This is a genomic window from Arthrobacter cupressi (genome assembly GCF_900099975.1).
Taxonomy (GTDB): domain Bacteria; phylum Actinomycetota; class Actinomycetes; order Actinomycetales; family Micrococcaceae; genus Arthrobacter; species Arthrobacter cupressi.
In genome coordinates, this window is sequence record NZ_FNEI01000021.1 from 29699 (window position 1) to 45385 (window position 15687).

Genomic DNA, 15687 nt, shown 5'->3' on the forward strand with positions numbered 1-15687 from the left:
CGACTGGACCCCGTAAACTGGCAGGGAAACCCACCTTTAACGCATTGGAGCAACTCTGTGAGCATCGAGCGCACCCTCGTCCTGATCAAGCCCGACGGCGTCGCCCGCAACCTCAGCGGCAACATCCTGGCCCGCATCGAAGCCAAGGGTTACACCCTGGCCGAACTGAAGAAGGTCAACGCCAGCCGCGAACTGCTGGAACAGCACTACGAAGAGCACGTCGGAAAGCCCTTCTACGAACCGCTGGTCGAATTCATGCTCTCCGGCCCCGTGGTTGTCGCGATCTTCGAAGGCCACCGTGTGATTGAAGGCTTCCGGTCGCTGGCCGGGACCACGGACCCGACGACGGCGGCCCCGGGCACCATCCGCGGCGACTTCGGCCGCGACTGGGGCCTGGCAGTCCAGCAGAACCTGGTTCACGGCTCCGACTCCGTGGAATCCGCCGAGCGCGAGATCAAGATCTGGTTCCAGGACTAATCTGAAGACCCGCGAACGTACAGTTGAGGCCCCGAAATCGCCGATTCCGGGGCCTCAACTGTACGTTCGCGGGATGCTCCGGGGCCGGGCTCAGTACCCGGAAGTGCCGACGAAGACGTTGATGAACGCGAAGAAGATGCTCGCTGCCACGGCAACGTAGAGCAGCGCAACGATGATCCAGCCGTAGTCGCCCAGGACCTTCACCAGGCCGGCGGGCGCCGGGATGACTCCCTGCACTAGGTTCCGGATGGTCACGAACACGAACAACGGAATCATGCACGCCCAGACCACCATGCAGAACGGGCACAGGATGTGGATGACGTAGAGCGCCTGGGACCAGAGCCAGACGATGAACACGAAGCCCAGTGTCACGCCTGCCTGCAGGCCGATCCAGTACCAGCGCGCCAGCTTGGCACCCGCGAACAGGACCATCGCCGTCGTGATGATCACAGCGAACGCCACGATTCCAATGAACATGTTGGGGAAACCGAACACCGAACTCTGCGGAGTCTTCATCACGTCCCCGCAGGAGATCCAGGGGTTGATGTCGCAGACGGTCGCGTGGTTGGGGTCGGCCAGGACCTGGAGCTTTTCCAGGACGAGGGCGCCCGATGCCAGCCAGGCGATGGCGCCCGTCAGGAGCAGCAGCCAGGCAAACGGCACGTCGCGGGCCATCCGCGGCAACTGAACCCCGGTCCGGGGGGTGCTGCCGGATGCGGTGTCTGCAGGGGCCAGATTGTCGCTGGCGGGGCTTGGCATGGGTGATGGTCCCTTTCTGGGTTGCCGCGCGGCGTGCCGGTCCTGTTCGGTGCCGGTGCCGGTCTTTGGGAGGATTCTAACGCTGCTGCCTTGGCGAAACGTCCAGGCAAGCACGGACACTTCCGCCCAACACTGCGGGGGTGTGAGAGAATGAACGTGGTCGGAGCCCGTTCCACATGCGGGATCCGGTCCGGCATCTTGCTCGCAAGACCGCCAGCCCTGAGCAGGGCATGCCCGGAACAGAGATCCCCGGCACGCCCGCCATGGCATGGGACGGCACCTGGTTGTGGTACTAGAACAACGGGTCCCAGCAGAGCCGGCTTTCCGTGTTTGCCGCACCCCCACGCTGGTGCGAACCGGAAAGACACCTGATGACTTCTGTCAACGCCTGCGGGTTTTGACAATATGTGCCCCACTGGGCGCCGGATGTGGCGGTTGCACAAGGGCAGGAGTGTTGCCACTTATGGATAACGATCAAGCAGTACCCGCCGTCGAGGATGCGGCAGCGGCAGAGGCCGTGGAAGCGCCGAAGAAGGCTACCAGGACACGACGCAAGGCCGCCCCGAAGACGGAAGCGGCAGCCGAAACCGCCGCTGCCGAAGCCGGCACCGGCGAAAGCGCAGCGGCCGCTGAAGCAGCCGACGCGCCCAAGGCCCCCGTGCGCCGCAGCCGGGCGAAGAAGAAGACCGACGACGCCGAGCCCCTTCCCGCGTTCGCAGAGACTGCCCCGGAAACCCCGGCCTCACCGGACACCGCTGCCACCACCGAAACGGCGGCCGCGGCCGGAGGCGCCGCTGAAAACGCAGTCGCGGAAGAGCCCGCCACGGAGCCGGCCCCCGAAAAGGCGGTCCGCCGCCGTCGGACGAGCAAGGCCAAGGCCGCCACCGAGGAAACCGCGGAAGCGCCGGCAGAGGAATCCAAGGCTCCGGAGACCGTGGAAGCCGAATCTGCCGGGCCCGCGGCCGAAGAAACCGCCGTGGCAGAGCCAACTGCGGAAACTCCCGCCGAGGAGGAAGGCCTTGCCGCCGAGCCGGCCAAGGAAGAAGCCGAAGCCGTCAGCCCCGTGGCCTCGCTCTTCCTGGAGCCGGCATCCATCACCTCCGTGATTTTCCAGGCCCCGGACCTGAGCACGGTCACCACACGCCCGGCGCCCGCGGCCGAGGAAGGAAGCGGTGACGAGGAAGGCGACGAGGACAACGAACTCGACGAGGGCGGCAACCGCCGTCGCCGCCGCAGCCGGGGCCGGCGCGGCCGCCGCAGCACCGAGCGCGAAGACGTCACCGACGAAGAAACCGCCGGTGTCGAGGGCGAGGCCGAGGCCGGCGAGCCCCTCGAAGAAGGCGTCACCTCGCGCCGCCGGCGTCGCCGCCGCCGTGGCGACCAGGATCTCGAGCTGAGCGGCGGCGGGGATGACGACCCGCCCAACACCGTGACCCGCGTCCGCGCTCCCCGCGCCCACGCAGAAAGCGCCGGACCTGACCGCGTCACCAGTGTCAAGGGCTCCACCCGTCTTGAGGCGAAGAAGCAGCGCCGCCGCGAATCCCGCGAAACCGGACGCCGCCGCCAGGTCATCACGGAAGCCGAGTTCCTGGCCCGCCGCGAATCCGTGGACCGCCAGATGATCGTGCGCCAGCGCGACGACAGGATCCAGATCGGTGTCCTGGAAGACGGCGTGCTGGCAGAGCATTTCGTGTCCAAGACGCAGCAGGACTCCCTGATCGGCAACGTCTACCTGGGCAAGGTACAGAACGTGCTGCCGTCGATGGAAGCGGCTTTCGTGGACATCGGACGGGGCCGCAACGCCGTGCTTTACGCCGGCGAGGTCAACTGGGACGCCGTCACGCTGGAAGGCAAGCCGCGCCGCATCGAGAACGCCCTGAAGTCCGGCGACTCGGTCCTTGTACAGGTCACCAAGGACCCGGTGGGCCACAAGGGCGCCCGCCTGACCAGCCAGATCTCCCTTCCGGGACGCTACCTTGTGTACGTGCCCGGCGGCTCGATGACCGGCATCTCACGCAAGCTGCCCGACGTCGAACGCAACCGGCTCAAGCGGATCCTGAAAGACCGCCTGCCGGAGAACGCCGGTGTGATCGTCCGCACCGCGGCCGAAGGGGCTTCCGAGGAAGAGCTGACGCACGACATCAACCGCCTCCGCGCCCAGTGGGAAGGCATCGAGGGCCAGTCGAGCTCCAACAAGGTCCTCGCGCCCGAACTGCTGTACGGCGAACCGGACCTCACCATCAAGGTTGTCCGCGACGTCTTCAACGAGGACTTCTCCAAGCTGATCGTCTCCGGCGAGGAAGCCTGGGACACCATCGAGGCCTACGTCACCTACGTGGCGCCGGACCTGGTGGGCCGCCTGGAAAAGTGGACTTCGGACCAGGACATCTTCGCCGCCTGGCGGGTTGACGAGCAGATCCACAAGGCCCTGGAGCGTAAAGTGTTCCTGCCTTCCGGCGGCTCCCTGGTGATCGACCGGACCGAAGCCATGACCGTGGTTGACGTCAACACCGGCAAGTTCACCGGCAGCGGCGGCAACCTGGAAGAGACTGTCACCAAGAACAACCTGGAAGCGGCCGAGGAAGTGGTCCGCCAGCTGCGTTTGCGCGACATCGGCGGCATCATCGTGATCGACTTCATCGACATGGTGCTCGAATCCAACCGCGACCTCGTGCTGCGCCGCTTGGTCGAATGCCTGGGCCGCGACCGCACCAAGCACCAGGTGGCCGAAGTGACATCCCTGGGCCTGGTCCAGATGACCCGCAAGCGCATGGGCACCGGCCTGCTCGAGGTCTTCGGCGAACAGTGTGAAACCTGTGCCGGCCGCGGCGTGGTCACCCACGACGAACCGGTGGAGCACCGCCGGGCCAATGTGGTAGCCGCCGAACACCACCGCCCGCACAGCGAATCCCAGCCCCCTGCCCGCACCGAGCGCAAGCGCCGCCGCGGCAAGGGCGGGGGACAGGTCCCCGCCGAGGCTCCGGCCGCGACGCCTGCACCGGAGGCCGTGGATGCGCAACGCCAGGCCAAGGCCGACGCAACCCGCGCCGCGCTGGCCAACATCGCCGCCGCAGCGCATGCCGCGCACCTTCACGACGATGAGCTCCAGCACGCCGCCGAGGCCCTGGCCGCTGCGGCGGCTGCGGAAGCGGCCGGCGGCTCCGCTGGCGGTCCCGCCGACGCCGGTGCCACCGGGTCGGCCGCCCCTGCGGGCTCCGGCGCTGCGACAGCTTCCGGTACCGCTACGCCCACCGGCACCGCACTGCCGGTGCTGCGTTTCGGCGGGGAGGAAGTAGCCCTGCCGCTCGCGGTCCATCACGAGGAGCCGGTGCGGAATGAACCGTCGATGAGCCTTGATCTGCTCGCCCAGGCCTTCGCCGGCCTCGGCCGGGCTTCCGGAGACACGGCCGCTGATGCGCCGGAATCCCCGGCAGGCAGCGACGCCGGAGACCGTCCCCGCGGGCGCCGGAGCCGCCGCAGCAGGAGCGCGAGCCGCGCCCAGGGCGCCGCCAACGCCACCACGGTGGAGCAGCATGCGAGCACCGAGGCCAGCGGCGGAACCGCCCACGAAGCCAAGGCGCCGGCGAAGCAGCCGGACACCGCGCAGCCGGATAAGAAGGCCGCCGATCAGCCGATCATCCTCGGCGTGGGCGTTCCCAAGTCCGAACTCTAGGAAGCAGGTTCCGGGACCCGTCCCGGGAAAAGGGAAGGCCCCGGCGTCTCCGCACAGGTGCGGAGACGCCGGGGCCTTCCGTGCTCCTGTGGTTTCATTTCCCGGGGGCCGCGGCCGCGGTAGGGTGTGCCCGTGGGCAGCACAGAAGTTGATCATCTGGTCGTCGCCGCGGCCAGCCTCGAACAGGGCGCGGCCTGGTGCGAGGCCGTGCTCGGCATCACCCCCGGGCCAGGCGGCAAACACCTGCTGATGGGCACGCACAACCAGGTGTTCAGCATCGCGTCGGCTGCGTTCCCGGGCACCTACTTTGAGATCATCGCCATCGACCCGGAAGCTTCGCCGCCACCGCGCCGGCGTTGGTTCGGCCTTGACGACGCGGGGCTGCAGCGGCGCATCGCCGATGCACCGCGCCTTGTGCACATGGTGGCGCGCAGCCGCATGCTGGACATGCACCGAAAGGGCCTGGCCGACGCCGGAATCGACCCGGGACCGCCGCTGACCATGTCCCGCGACACGCCACAGGGGCCGCTGGCCTGGCAGATTTTGGTGCGTGACGACGGCGTGTTGCAGCTCGGCGGCGCCCTGCCCACCCTAATCCAGTGGGACGGTACGCATCCCACCGAGCGCATGCCGGCCAGCGGTGTTGCGTTGCGCGGGCTGCAGCTGGGTGGCCTGCCGCCGGAGGTACGCCAGCTGCTGGCGTTGCAGGGCGTGGCACATGCACCGGCGCCCGCGCTGCGGGCCGTCCTGTCCACGCCCCTGGGCGACGTGACACTGGAGACGGCGTAACGAATTGTTCAGGCGGACCCTCACCCAACTGCGTCGGCGGGCCGGGCAAGGCAGGCCGCTAGACTTGGAAGCCTGACACGGGGTGCCGCGCACCGATGCCGGCTGAGACCAGACCCGTTGAACCTGCCCGGTTAGTACCGGCGAAGGGATGTCCGTTCCATGGCACTTGCACCGCTGACCCCCGTCTACCCTCTTGCCCCCCGTGCTGTGCGGCCGCCCCGGGTCCTGAGCATCGCGGGGTCCGATCCTTCCGGCGGCGCCGGCATCCAGGCTGACCTGAAAAGCATTGCCGCCAGCGGCGGCTACGGCATGGCCGCGATCACCGCGCTCACCGCCCAGAACACCAAGGGCGTGCACGGTGTCCACGTGCCGCCGGTCGAGTTCCTGCGCGCACAACTGGACGCGATCAGCGACGACATCACGGTGGACGCCGTCAAGATCGGCATGCTGGGCGACGCCTCCGTGATCGAGGAAGTCCGCAGCTGGCTCGGCAAGGTGCAACCCGCTGTCGTCGTCCTGGACCCGGTGATGATTGCCACCAGCGGTGACCGGCTCCTGGAAGCCTCCGCCGAGGAAGCCCTCCGCGGCCTGCTCCCGCTGGCCGGCCTCATCACCCCGAACCTGCCCGAACTTGCCATGCTGCTCGGCGAAGAGGAAGCCCGCGACTGGGGCGAGGCCCTGGCCCAAGGCAAGCGCCTGGCCGCCGCCACCGGCAGCACTGTGCTGGTCAAGGGCGGGCATCTGGCAGGCGAAGACTGCCCCGACGCCCTGGTGAACACCACGGGACTGCTCAGCCAGGACGTGGTGGAGGTTCCGGGGCCGCGGGTGGCCACCAACAACAGCCACGGCACCGGATGTTCGCTCTCGTCCGCGATGGCCACCGCCAAGGCCCGCCTGGGCAGCTGGGAGGAGGCCCTGCGCGAGGTGAAGCCCTGGCTGCAGGGGGCACTGGCCAATTCGGAGGTGCTCGAAGTGGGTCAGGGAAACGGTCCCGTCCACCATTTCCACCGGCAGGACCAGCTGCGCCCCGGAGCGTTCGCGGCACAGCTATGGGACGCCGCGGAGCTGGAACTGGCCGAGATCCACGCCCTGGACTTCATTGCAGGCCTGCAGTCCGGCATGCTGTCCCGGGAACATTTCGGCTACTACCTGGCCCAGGACGCCCTCTACCTCAACGGCTACTCCCGGGTCCTGGCCCGCGCGGGGGCGCTTGCGCCCAATGAGGACGAACAGCTGTTCTGGGCCAAAGGCTCCCAGCAGTGCCTGGAAGTCGAATCGGAGCTGCATCGCAACTGGCTCGGCGGCCTGATGGCCACAGCGTCCGGCCCCGTCACGAAAGCCTATGTGGACCACCTGCTCGCGGCGTCCGCGTCGGGCAGCTACGGGGTGCTGGTCGCGGCGATCCTGCCGTGCTACTGGCTGTACGCGGAGGTTGGACAGCGCCTGCACCACGAATTCGTCACCGCCGGCGAACCGGCCGGGCACCCGTACGCCGACTGGCTGCGGACCTATGCGGACGAAGCGTTCGCCGAGGCGACCCGGAAAGCGATCGACGTCGTCGACGGCGCCGCCCGCGCGGCGTCCGCCGCTGAACGTGCCGCCATGCACGAGGCCTTCGTGCAGTCCTGCCGCTACGAAACGGCGTTCTTCGACGCCCCGAGGCTGCACGCCTGAGCGTGTCGAACTCCGCCTGCGCGGCCGGACTGTCCGGAAAAGGTAAGCTTGACGGGCACGGTACCGGAAGGCGGCATCGCCGCTGTGGCGGCCATCACAAGGTCCGCTCCGGTCCCGCCTCATTTGCGGCCGAAGGCGAAACTAGCGTAATCTAGATCTTCGGTGCTTACGCCAACACTTGGGTTATGCCCCCTGGATCTGTTCAGGGATGACTCATGGGCTTCTTTCCGGAGTTCACGGCGTTGAGGCACAGCGTGAATCAGGGCCACAACGGCTCCGCAGGTTCCGCACGCAAATTTTGTAAGAAACGTCGAGAGAAGTGAGTGCCCAAGTGGTGTACGCGATTGTCCGCGCAGGCGGCCGCCAAGAAAAGGTTTCCGTTGGAGACTACGTAACCCTCAACCGCGTCCCCGGTGAAGTCGGAAGCACCCTCGAGCTGCCCGCACTGCTCCTGGTAGACGGCGACAAGGTCACCTCCGCTGCTGCGGACCTGGCCAAGGTCAAGGTTACGGCTGAGATCCTCGAAGACCTCCGTGGTCCGAAGATCGTCATCCAGAAGTTCAAGAACAAGACCGGCTACAAGAAGCGCCAGGGTCACCGTCAGGAACTGACCAAGATCAAGATCACCGGCATCAAGTAACCACTGGTTGCTTTCCGGGTTTCACCAGATTTCCCAAGAACCTTAAAGGCAGGCATTTCAAATGGCACATAAAAAGGGCGCGAGCTCCACTCGCAACGGTCGTGACTCCAACGCACAGCGCCTCGGCGTGAAGCGCTTCGGCGGCCAGGTTGTTTCCGCCGGCGAGATCATCGTTCGCCAGCGCGGCACCCACTTCCACCCGGGCGCCGGTGTCGGCCGCGGTGGCGACGACACCCTGTTCGCACTGCAGGCCGGTGCCGTCGAATTCGGCACCCGTCGCGGCCGCCGTGTCGTGAACATCGTTGCTGCTGCAGCTGCAGAGTAACAACACATTCTGAACGGGTGGAGCGGGCCAGGCGGCCCGCTCCACTTGTCTTTTAACAGCATTAGAATCTTTTAGAGTTTTTGCCTACACAGAGGAGAAAATCGTGGCCACCTTCGTAGACCGGGTAGTACTTCACGTATCCGGCGGAACAGGCGGCCACGGCTGTGTATCGGTCAAGCGGGAGAAGTTCAAGCCGCTCGGCGGTCCCGACGGCGGCAACGGCGGCAACGGCGGCGACGTCATCCTGCGCGTCGACGGCCAGACCACCACGCTGCTCGACTATCACCACGCCCCGCACAGGCATGCCACCAACGGCGGCCCCGGCATGGGTGACTGGCGCGGCGGCAAGAACGGCGAAACCCTGGTCCTCTCTGTACCGGACGGCACCGTGGTCAAGAGCAAGGACGGCACTGTGCTGGCCGACCTCGTGGGCATCGGCGCCGAATACCTGGCCGCGGCCGGCGGTATCGGCGGGCTCGGGAACGCTGCGTTGTCCTCCCAGAAGCGCCGGGCACCCGGCTTTGCACTGCTCGGCATTGAAGGCGATTCGCGCGACATCGTCCTGGAACTGAAGTCGATCGCGGACATCGCCCTGGTCGGTTTCCCGTCCGCAGGCAAGTCCAGCCTGATCGCCGCCATGTCAGCGGCCCGGCCCAAGATTGCCGACTACCCGTTCACCACCCTTGTGCCCAACCTCGGCGTGGTCCAGGCGGGCGACGTCCGCTTCACCATCGCCGACGTGCCCGGCCTGATCGAGGGCGCCAGTGAAGGCAGGGGACTGGGCCACAACTTCCTGCGCCACGTGGAGCGCTGTGCCGCGCTCGTCCACGTCCTGGACTGCGGCACCCTGGAATCCGACCGTGATCCGCTCTCCGACTTGGCCATCATCGAGAACGAACTCGAAAAGTACGCGGTCGATATGAGCTACGCCGGCACCGACGGCGAGGTTGTCCCGCTGAACGAACGTCCCAAGCTCGTGGTCCTGAACAAGGTGGACCTGCCCGACGGCCGCGATATGGCCGAATTCGTGCGACCGGACCTCGAGGCCCGCGGCTACCGTGTGTTCGAAGTGTCCGCCACCAGCCATGAAGGCCTGCGGGCCCTGAGCTTCGCGATGGCCGAGATCGTCCATGCTGCGCGCGACGCCGCGAAGGCCGCGCCGCCGAAGGTCGCCGCCCCGGTGCTGCGCCCGCGTGCCGTGAACGAAACCGGATTCACCATCCGCCGCGAAGAAAAGAACCTGGAGCCGCTCTTCCGGGTGCAGGGCGAGAAGCCCGAGCGCTGGGTCAAGCAGACCGACTTTAACAACGAAGAAGCCATCGGCTACCTTGCGGACCGTCTCGCCAAGCTCGGCATCGAAACCGAGCTGTACAAGATGGGCGCCAAGCCGGGCGACACCGTGGTGATCGGCGGCGAGGACGGCGTCGTCTTCGACTGGGAGCCCACCATCATGGCCGGCGCGGAACTCCTGGCCACTCCGCGCGGCACCGACATCCGCATCGCGGATATCGGCGAGCGGCCCACCCGTTCGCAGAAGCGCGAAGAACAGATCGAGCGCCGTGAAGCCAAAGCCGCCGCCCGCGCCGAACTCGAGGCCGAGCGCAAGGCGGGCATCTGGACGGAATCCGTCAGCCGCCGTCGTGCCGGCCGCCCGGTGACCGAACACGGCCTGGAAGACGGCAATGACGACTAGCACCGAAGCGGTTCCGGCCGGGGCAGACACCGCGGAACGCGAGGCGCTGGCGACCGCGCGGCGCATCGTGGTCAAGGTTGGTTCCTCGTCGCTCACCAGCATCAAGGGCGGCATTTCGGAGCGCTCGTTGTCCGCGCTTGTGGATGCCCTCGCGCGCAAGCGGAACGCCGGCAGCGAAATCATCCTGGTCTCCTCGGGGGCCATCGCCGCCGGGCTCGCCCCGCTTGGCCTGGCCAAACGGCCCAAGGACCTCGCCACCCAGCAGGCAGCCGCCAGCGTGGGGCAAGGCTTGCTGATGGCCCGCTACACGCAGGCATTTTCGGCCCACGGCGTCACCGTGAGCCAGGTGCTGCTGACCGCCGACGACCTGATGCGCCGCACCCAGCACAGCAACGCCTACCGTGCCCTGGACCGGCTGCTCAACCTCGGCGTGGTGCCGGTGGTGAACGAAAACGACACCGTCGCCACCCACGAGATCCGCTTTGGTGACAACGACCGCCTGGCCGCACTGGTGGCGCACTTGGTGCGGGCGGACGCACTCGTGCTGCTGTCCGACGTCGACGCCCTCTACGACGGCCCGCCCGCGAAGGGTGCCAAGCGCATCCCGCTGGTCACCGGACCCGCCGACCTTGAAGGCGTGACCATCGGCAAGGCCGGCAAGGCCGGCGTCGGAACGGGCGGCATGATGACCAAGGTGGAAGCCGCCAGTATCGCCGCAGGCTCCGGGATCCATGCCCTCGTCACCTCCACGGCCAACGCCGCCGCGGCGCTTGCCGGCGAGGACGTCGGCACGTGGTTCGCGGTCAACGGCGCGCGCAAGCCCGTCCGGCTGCTGTGGCTGGCCCACCTGGCCAGCGTGCGCGGCCGCCTTGTGCTCGACGACGGCGCCGTGCGGGCTGTGCGCGACCGCCACACTTCGCTGCTGCCGGCCGGTGTTTCTTCCGTGGCCGGGGACTTCGAACCCGGGGACCCCGTGGAAATGGTGGCCGGCGACGGAACCGTGATCGCGCGGGGCCTGGTCAACTACTCCGCCGACGAGCTTCCGCGGATGCTCGGCCGTTCCACGAAGGAGCTCGCCAAGGAACTGGGCAGCGGATATGACCGTGTTGTTGTCCATGTTGACGACCTCGTTCTGGTCCCGTCGGCACGCTCCACTAAACTTGGAGCATGACTGAAGCACTGACTCCCCACGCCGTTTCCGACGCCGCAACCACCGGAACCCTTTCCGGTGCCGTTCCGCCGGCGGAAACCCCGGAGTCGTTGGCGCCCCAGGAGCTCGAAGCGGCAGTGCATGCCATCGCGGACCGCTCGCGGAAGGCGGCCCGGCGCATGGCGCAGGCAAACCGGGCGTGGAAGGACAGTGCGCTGCGCGCTATCGCCGACGCCCTGGTTGAACGCCAGGCCGCGGTGCTTGCAGCCAACGCCAAGGACGTGGAGGCCGGCCGGGCCAACGGCACCTCCAAGGCCCTGCTGGACCGGCTCACCCTGAACCCTGCCCGCATCGAGGGCCTCGTGGCCGCCCTGGAAAACCTTGCAGGACTGCCCGATCCCGTGGGCAACGTGGTGCGCGGCCAGACGCTGCCCAACGGCCTGCGCCTGCGCCAGGTCAACGTGCCGATGGGAGTCGTCGCGGCAATCTATGAAGCCCGGCCCAACGTCACGGTGGACATCGCCGGGCTGGCCCTGAAGAGCGGCAACGCCGTCATCCTGCGCGGCGGTTCTGCCGCTGCCCACACCAACGCCGCCCTCGTGTCCATCCTGCGCGAAGCCCTGGAGTCGGTCGGCCTGCCCGCCGACGCCGTCCAGACGGTGGACCAGTTCGGCCGTGACGGCGCCAACGTACTGATGCGCGCCCGTGGACGGGTTGATGTCCTTATTCCGCGCGGCGGACGCGACCTCATCCAGACGGTCGTGAACAACTCTTCTGTGCCGGTGATCGAAACCGGCGAGGGCAACGTTCACATTTTCATCGACGAATCCGCCGGCGAGGAAATGGCCGTGGAAATCCTGCTCAACGCCAAGACCCAGCGGCCCAGCGTCTGCAACACGGTGGAGACCCTGCTGGTCCACTCCGGATCCACGGTACTGCCGGCCGTCGCGTCCGCGCTGCGCTCCGCAGGCGTCACCTTGCACGTTGACGCCCGCGTTGCCAAGGCCCTTGCCGGGACCGTCGAGACCGTGCCGGCCGACGACGACGACTGGGCCACCGAATACATGGACCTGGACCTCGCCGTGGCCATGGTGGACGACCTCGACGCCGCCGTCAGCCACATCCGCAAGTGGACCACCGGCCACACCGAGGCGATCCTGACGAACAACCTCGCCAACGCCGAAAAGTTCATCGCCGAGATCGACTCCGCCGCCGTGATCGTCAACGCCTCCACCCGTTTCACCGACGGCGGGGAACTCGGCCTGGGCGCCGAGGTCGGCATTTCCACCCAGAAGCTGCACGCCCGCGGCCCCATGGGTCTGACCGAACTGACCACCACCAAGTGGATCGTCCAGGGCGAAGGCCAGGTCCGCGCCTGAGCACCCGCAAGGGGCCAACGGCGGGCAACGCCGTAACGCCAACGCTGTAACATAGAACAGAAGTCCGGGCGGCGGGAGGATCCGCCGTCGAAAACCTTTTGAACCAGTAGGGGAGAACATGCAGTTTCAACAGATCGCCGTTTCCATTGCCGCGCAGGGCGGCGAAGGTGGCCACGAGGAACTGGCTCCGCTGTGGGCCGAGCCGTGGGTCTTCGGCATCGTCATGTTCGCGATCCTGTGCGTCCTGATGTTCGTGACCGTGTCCTACACCAACCTGGGAAACCGCCACGAGCCCGTTGACGAACACTCGGACCCGCACCGCCAGCACCCGGCCAAGCACTCAGGGTTTGGCCACTAAGATTTCTGCTGCAAAACCCTTCGGCGACACGGGGCGCAGGATCCGCCTTGGCGTGATGGGTGGGACGTTCGATCCCATCCATCACGGCCACTTGGTTGCCGCCAGTGAGGTCGCCGCCAAGTTCAGGCTGGACGAGGTGGTCTTCGTGCCCACCGGGCAACCCTGGCAGAAATCCAGCAAAGCGGTCAGCGAGCCCGAGCACCGGTACCTGATGACGGTGATCGCCACCGCGTCGAACCCCAACTTCACTGTCAGCCGCGTGGACGTGGACCGCCCCGGCCCCACCTTCACCATTGACACCCTGCGGGACCTGCGCGCCCAGCGCCCGGACGCCGACCTCTTCTTCATCACCGGCGCCGACGCCCTGGCCCAGATCCTGTCTTGGAAGGACGTGGACGAGCTCTGGAAGCTGGCGCACTTTGTGGGCGTCACCAGGCCCGGCCACGAGCTTGACGATATGGGCAGGGAGGACGTCAGCTTGCTCGAAGTGCCGGCCATGGCGATTTCCTCGACCGATTGCCGTGCCCGCGTGGCAGTCGGAAACCCTGTCTGGTACCTCGTCCCTGACGGCGTGGTGCAGTACATCGCCAAGTACGGCCTCTACGCGGAAAAGCAGCATCCAGAGTCCGCGCCGTCATTGACCGGAACAGACCGCCGAGCACTTACTGAGTGAGTTTTGAATGAGCCAGGAACAGCCCCCCATCCGCAGCCGGCGTGAGCTTCGTCGAGCCCGGGAACAGCACCTGGAACAGGCGGCGCCGTCCGGAGCCGCGGCAAATTCAAACGGCCACGCTGCGCGGCCCGCTGCCCAGGCCCTCGCCGCCGACGCCCCGGCTGCTGAGACGCGGAAGGCGCCCGGCCCCGATACCAGGCGCATGCGGCGGGTTTCCGACGCCCCCGTGGACGCCGAGCCCAGCGCCGAACGCTCCTCCCAGGCCCGGGCCAGGGACCGTGCCGCGCTGCGCGCCATCAAGGAGCTCGCGGACAAGGAAGGCCAGCTGTCCAAGGGCGGCCCGCCGACCCGCAGGCAGCTTCGTCTCCAGCAACTGCAGGAGGAACTCGCTCCGGGGACCTCCATGATCCCGGTGGTCCCGCCGGCGGCCGCGGCTTCCGCCGACGTGCCGGCCCCGGGTGCCGCTGCTCCTGCGCCCGGCAAGCCAGCCCCTGCCGGACCGTACCGCACTGCTCCCGACGGCGCCATCAGGGTCACCGCCGGACCCTCGGCGCCCGCCGCGGAGACTTCCGCGCAGCCGGCGGAGATGTCCGTGGAACAGGCCCTCGCGGCCCGGGAGCTGCTCAGCGCACAGGCCCGCAATCAAGCCAATAAGCTCGCACACATCGCCTCCTTGGACGCCGCCCCCGCGGAAGGGGAGGCCCCGGAAGCGGCCGGAGCGCAGAACGCCGGGGACGAAGAAGCCGAGGACCAGCAGGCCCTCGCCAGGCAGATCGCCGAGGCAGAACGGGAAGCGGTCCTCAACAAACGCGCCGAGGCCAAGCAGAAGCTTGCCGAACAGGCCGGGCGGCCCCCGGCGGCCAAGACCGGGCCGGCAACAGCGAACAACCTGGCCATGGTCACGCCGCTCGAATTCGTCAAGGTGCCGGGTGTCGACCGGCCCATGATGAAGCCGCCGGCTACCAGCTTCGTTCCCTTGGTGACCTCGGCCGGCCCCAAAGTGGGCAAGGAGCCGGCAATCGCGGCAAAGCAGCGCAGCAAGCGCGGCCGCGCGGCCGTACTGGCCCGGGCCGAAGCCGCTGCGAAGGCGGCCGGCAAGCGGCCGGCAGGGGACGCCGTCGTCGGCTCCGAGGAAACTTCGCCGGCAGCCCCAGTCGCCGCACGCACCGCGTACGGACTGGAACCGCTCGACGCCGCCACCGCCGGGCTTGCCCGTGCCCGCCGCCAGCAACTGCTCATCCTCTGCCTGGCCGTCATCGCCGTTGCCGCCGTCATTGCCGGCATCGTGTTCTTTGCCAGCGGTACCTCCCGCTGACCACCACAACGTTCGCAGGCCGCTGGCCTGCACCGGATTAACACCACCCAAGGAGTCCCGTGACTGCACATGAATCATCCATCGTCCTGGCCCGCCACGCCGCCCGCGCGGCAGCGGACAAGCTCGCCGAGGACATCATCGCCCTGGACGTGAGCGAACGCCTCGCCCTCACCGATGTCTTCCTGATCGCTTCGGCGCCCACCGAGCGCCAGGTGAACGCCATCGTCGACAGCATCGAGGAGGAACTGCTCAAGAAGGACCTGCGGCCCGTGCGCCGTGAAGGCCGCTCTGAAGGCCGCTGGGTCCTGCTGGACTACGCGGACATCGTGGTGCACGTCCAGCACACTGAAGACCGGGTGTTCTACGCCCTCGAACGCCTCTGGAAGGACTGCCCGGTGGTGGACCTGGAACTCGCCGGCGAGGACGGCGCCAAGGCCGCCATCCAGGAAGGCGCGTAGGCCCGAAGCCCGTGTTTCCGGGCCAGGACAGCCAAAATATGCCCGATTTGGAATTTTCGGAAAGGCTGTTCTAAGATATTGGAGTTGCTTCGCCGCAAGGCAGGGCGGGAAAGGCTAAACCAAGCTTTTCCTCGCTCGTGAGGCAGCGAAAATACGGGGGTATGGCGCAGTTGGTAGCGCGTCTGCATGGCATGCAGAAGGTCAGGGGTTCGAATCCCCTTACCTCCACCAATGTGATGTAGCGGGACATCCTTTACGGATGTGTCGGGACATCGTTGACACCCCCGGTCTTCGGACCGGGGGTGTTTTGTTTTTTCGGCTGGT

Annotated in this window: 14 protein-coding genes, 1 tRNA gene and 1 riboswitch; of the genes, 14 read left to right on the forward strand and 1 reads right to left on the reverse strand. The window is 67.5% G+C overall.

From position 1 onward, the window contains the following. Positions 1-57: 57 nt before the first annotated feature. A complete protein-coding gene (ndk, locus tag BLP88_RS17690) occupies positions 58-477 on the forward strand; it encodes a nucleoside-diphosphate kinase (RefSeq protein WP_074591397.1) in 420 nt (139 codons plus the stop codon). Between the two features lie 90 nt (positions 478-567). On the opposite strand, the gene BLP88_RS17695 is transcribed toward ndk, so the two are convergent. Then, positions 568-1236, reverse strand: a complete 669-nt coding sequence (locus tag BLP88_RS17695) for a vitamin K epoxide reductase family protein (protein ID WP_074591399.1) — start codon at positions 1234-1236, stop codon at positions 568-570. Between the two features lie 463 nt (positions 1237-1699). On the opposite strand from BLP88_RS17695, the gene BLP88_RS17700 reads away from it, so the two are divergent. From BLP88_RS17700 to BLP88_RS17760, 13 genes are all read left to right on the forward strand, one after another. Further along, a complete protein-coding gene (locus BLP88_RS17700; protein ID WP_074591401.1) occupies positions 1700-4909 on the forward strand; it encodes an Rne/Rng family ribonuclease in 3210 nt (1069 codons plus the stop codon). A gap of 132 nt (positions 4910-5041) precedes the next feature. Then, positions 5042-5698, forward strand: coding sequence for a VOC family protein (locus BLP88_RS17705; protein ID WP_074591403.1), 657 nt, complete (start codon positions 5042-5044; stop codon positions 5696-5698). Positions 5699-5766: 68 nt separating this feature from the next. After that, positions 5767-5864: riboswitch (TPP riboswitch) on the forward strand. Beyond that, positions 5858-7372: a bifunctional hydroxymethylpyrimidine kinase/phosphomethylpyrimidine kinase gene (gene thiD / locus BLP88_RS17710; RefSeq protein WP_074591405.1), complete on the forward strand. Its 1515-nt coding sequence runs from the start codon at positions 5858-5860 to the stop codon at positions 7370-7372. It overlaps the preceding riboswitch by 7 nt. A gap of 331 nt (positions 7373-7703) precedes the next feature. Then, on the forward strand, positions 7704-8012 hold the full coding sequence (gene rplU, locus BLP88_RS17715) for a 50S ribosomal protein L21 (RefSeq protein ID WP_070347480.1): 309 nt from the start codon (positions 7704-7706) through the stop codon (positions 8010-8012). Between the two features lie 61 nt (positions 8013-8073). Continuing rightward, the gene (gene rpmA / locus BLP88_RS17720) at positions 8074-8337 is read left to right on the forward strand and encodes a 50S ribosomal protein L27 (protein ID WP_070347479.1); all 264 of its coding nucleotides are present in this window, start codon (positions 8074-8076) and stop codon (positions 8335-8337) included. 103 nt (positions 8338-8440) lie between these two features. Beyond that, complete coding sequence (gene obgE / locus BLP88_RS17725; protein WP_074591407.1) at positions 8441-10030, forward strand: GTPase ObgE; 1590 nt, start codon at positions 8441-8443, stop codon at positions 10028-10030. Further along, positions 10020-11201, forward strand: coding sequence for a glutamate 5-kinase (gene proB / locus BLP88_RS17730; protein WP_074591409.1), 1182 nt, complete (start codon positions 10020-10022; stop codon positions 11199-11201). The genes obgE and proB overlap by 11 nt, the downstream gene beginning before the upstream one ends. Beyond that, positions 11198-12559 carry a glutamate-5-semialdehyde dehydrogenase gene (locus tag BLP88_RS17735; RefSeq protein ID WP_074591411.1) on the forward strand — a complete coding sequence of 454 codons (1362 nt, stop codon included), beginning with the start codon at positions 11198-11200 and terminating at the stop codon, positions 12557-12559. The genes proB and BLP88_RS17735 overlap by 4 nt, the downstream gene beginning before the upstream one ends. Positions 12560-12677: 118 nt before the next feature. Further along, positions 12678-12917 (forward strand): hypothetical protein, encoded by a 240-nt coding sequence (locus BLP88_RS17740; RefSeq protein ID WP_074591413.1) that lies wholly within the window; start codon positions 12678-12680, stop codon positions 12915-12917. A 55-nt stretch (positions 12918-12972) separates the two neighbouring features. Continuing rightward, on the forward strand, positions 12973-13590 hold the full coding sequence (gene nadD, locus BLP88_RS17745; RefSeq protein WP_245679914.1) for a nicotinate-nucleotide adenylyltransferase: 618 nt from the start codon (positions 12973-12975) through the stop codon (positions 13588-13590). A 7-nt stretch (positions 13591-13597) separates the two neighbouring features. Next, positions 13598-14905, forward strand: coding sequence for a hypothetical protein (locus BLP88_RS17750; protein ID WP_074591417.1), 1308 nt, complete (start codon positions 13598-13600; stop codon positions 14903-14905). 59 nt (positions 14906-14964) lie between these two features. Further along, positions 14965-15363 (forward strand): ribosome silencing factor, encoded by a 399-nt coding sequence (gene rsfS, locus BLP88_RS17755; RefSeq protein WP_074591418.1) that lies wholly within the window; start codon positions 14965-14967, stop codon positions 15361-15363. A 155-nt stretch (positions 15364-15518) separates the two neighbouring features. After that, positions 15519-15594: transfer RNA gene (locus BLP88_RS17760), tRNA-Ala, on the forward strand. Positions 15595-15687 lie beyond the last annotated feature (93 nt).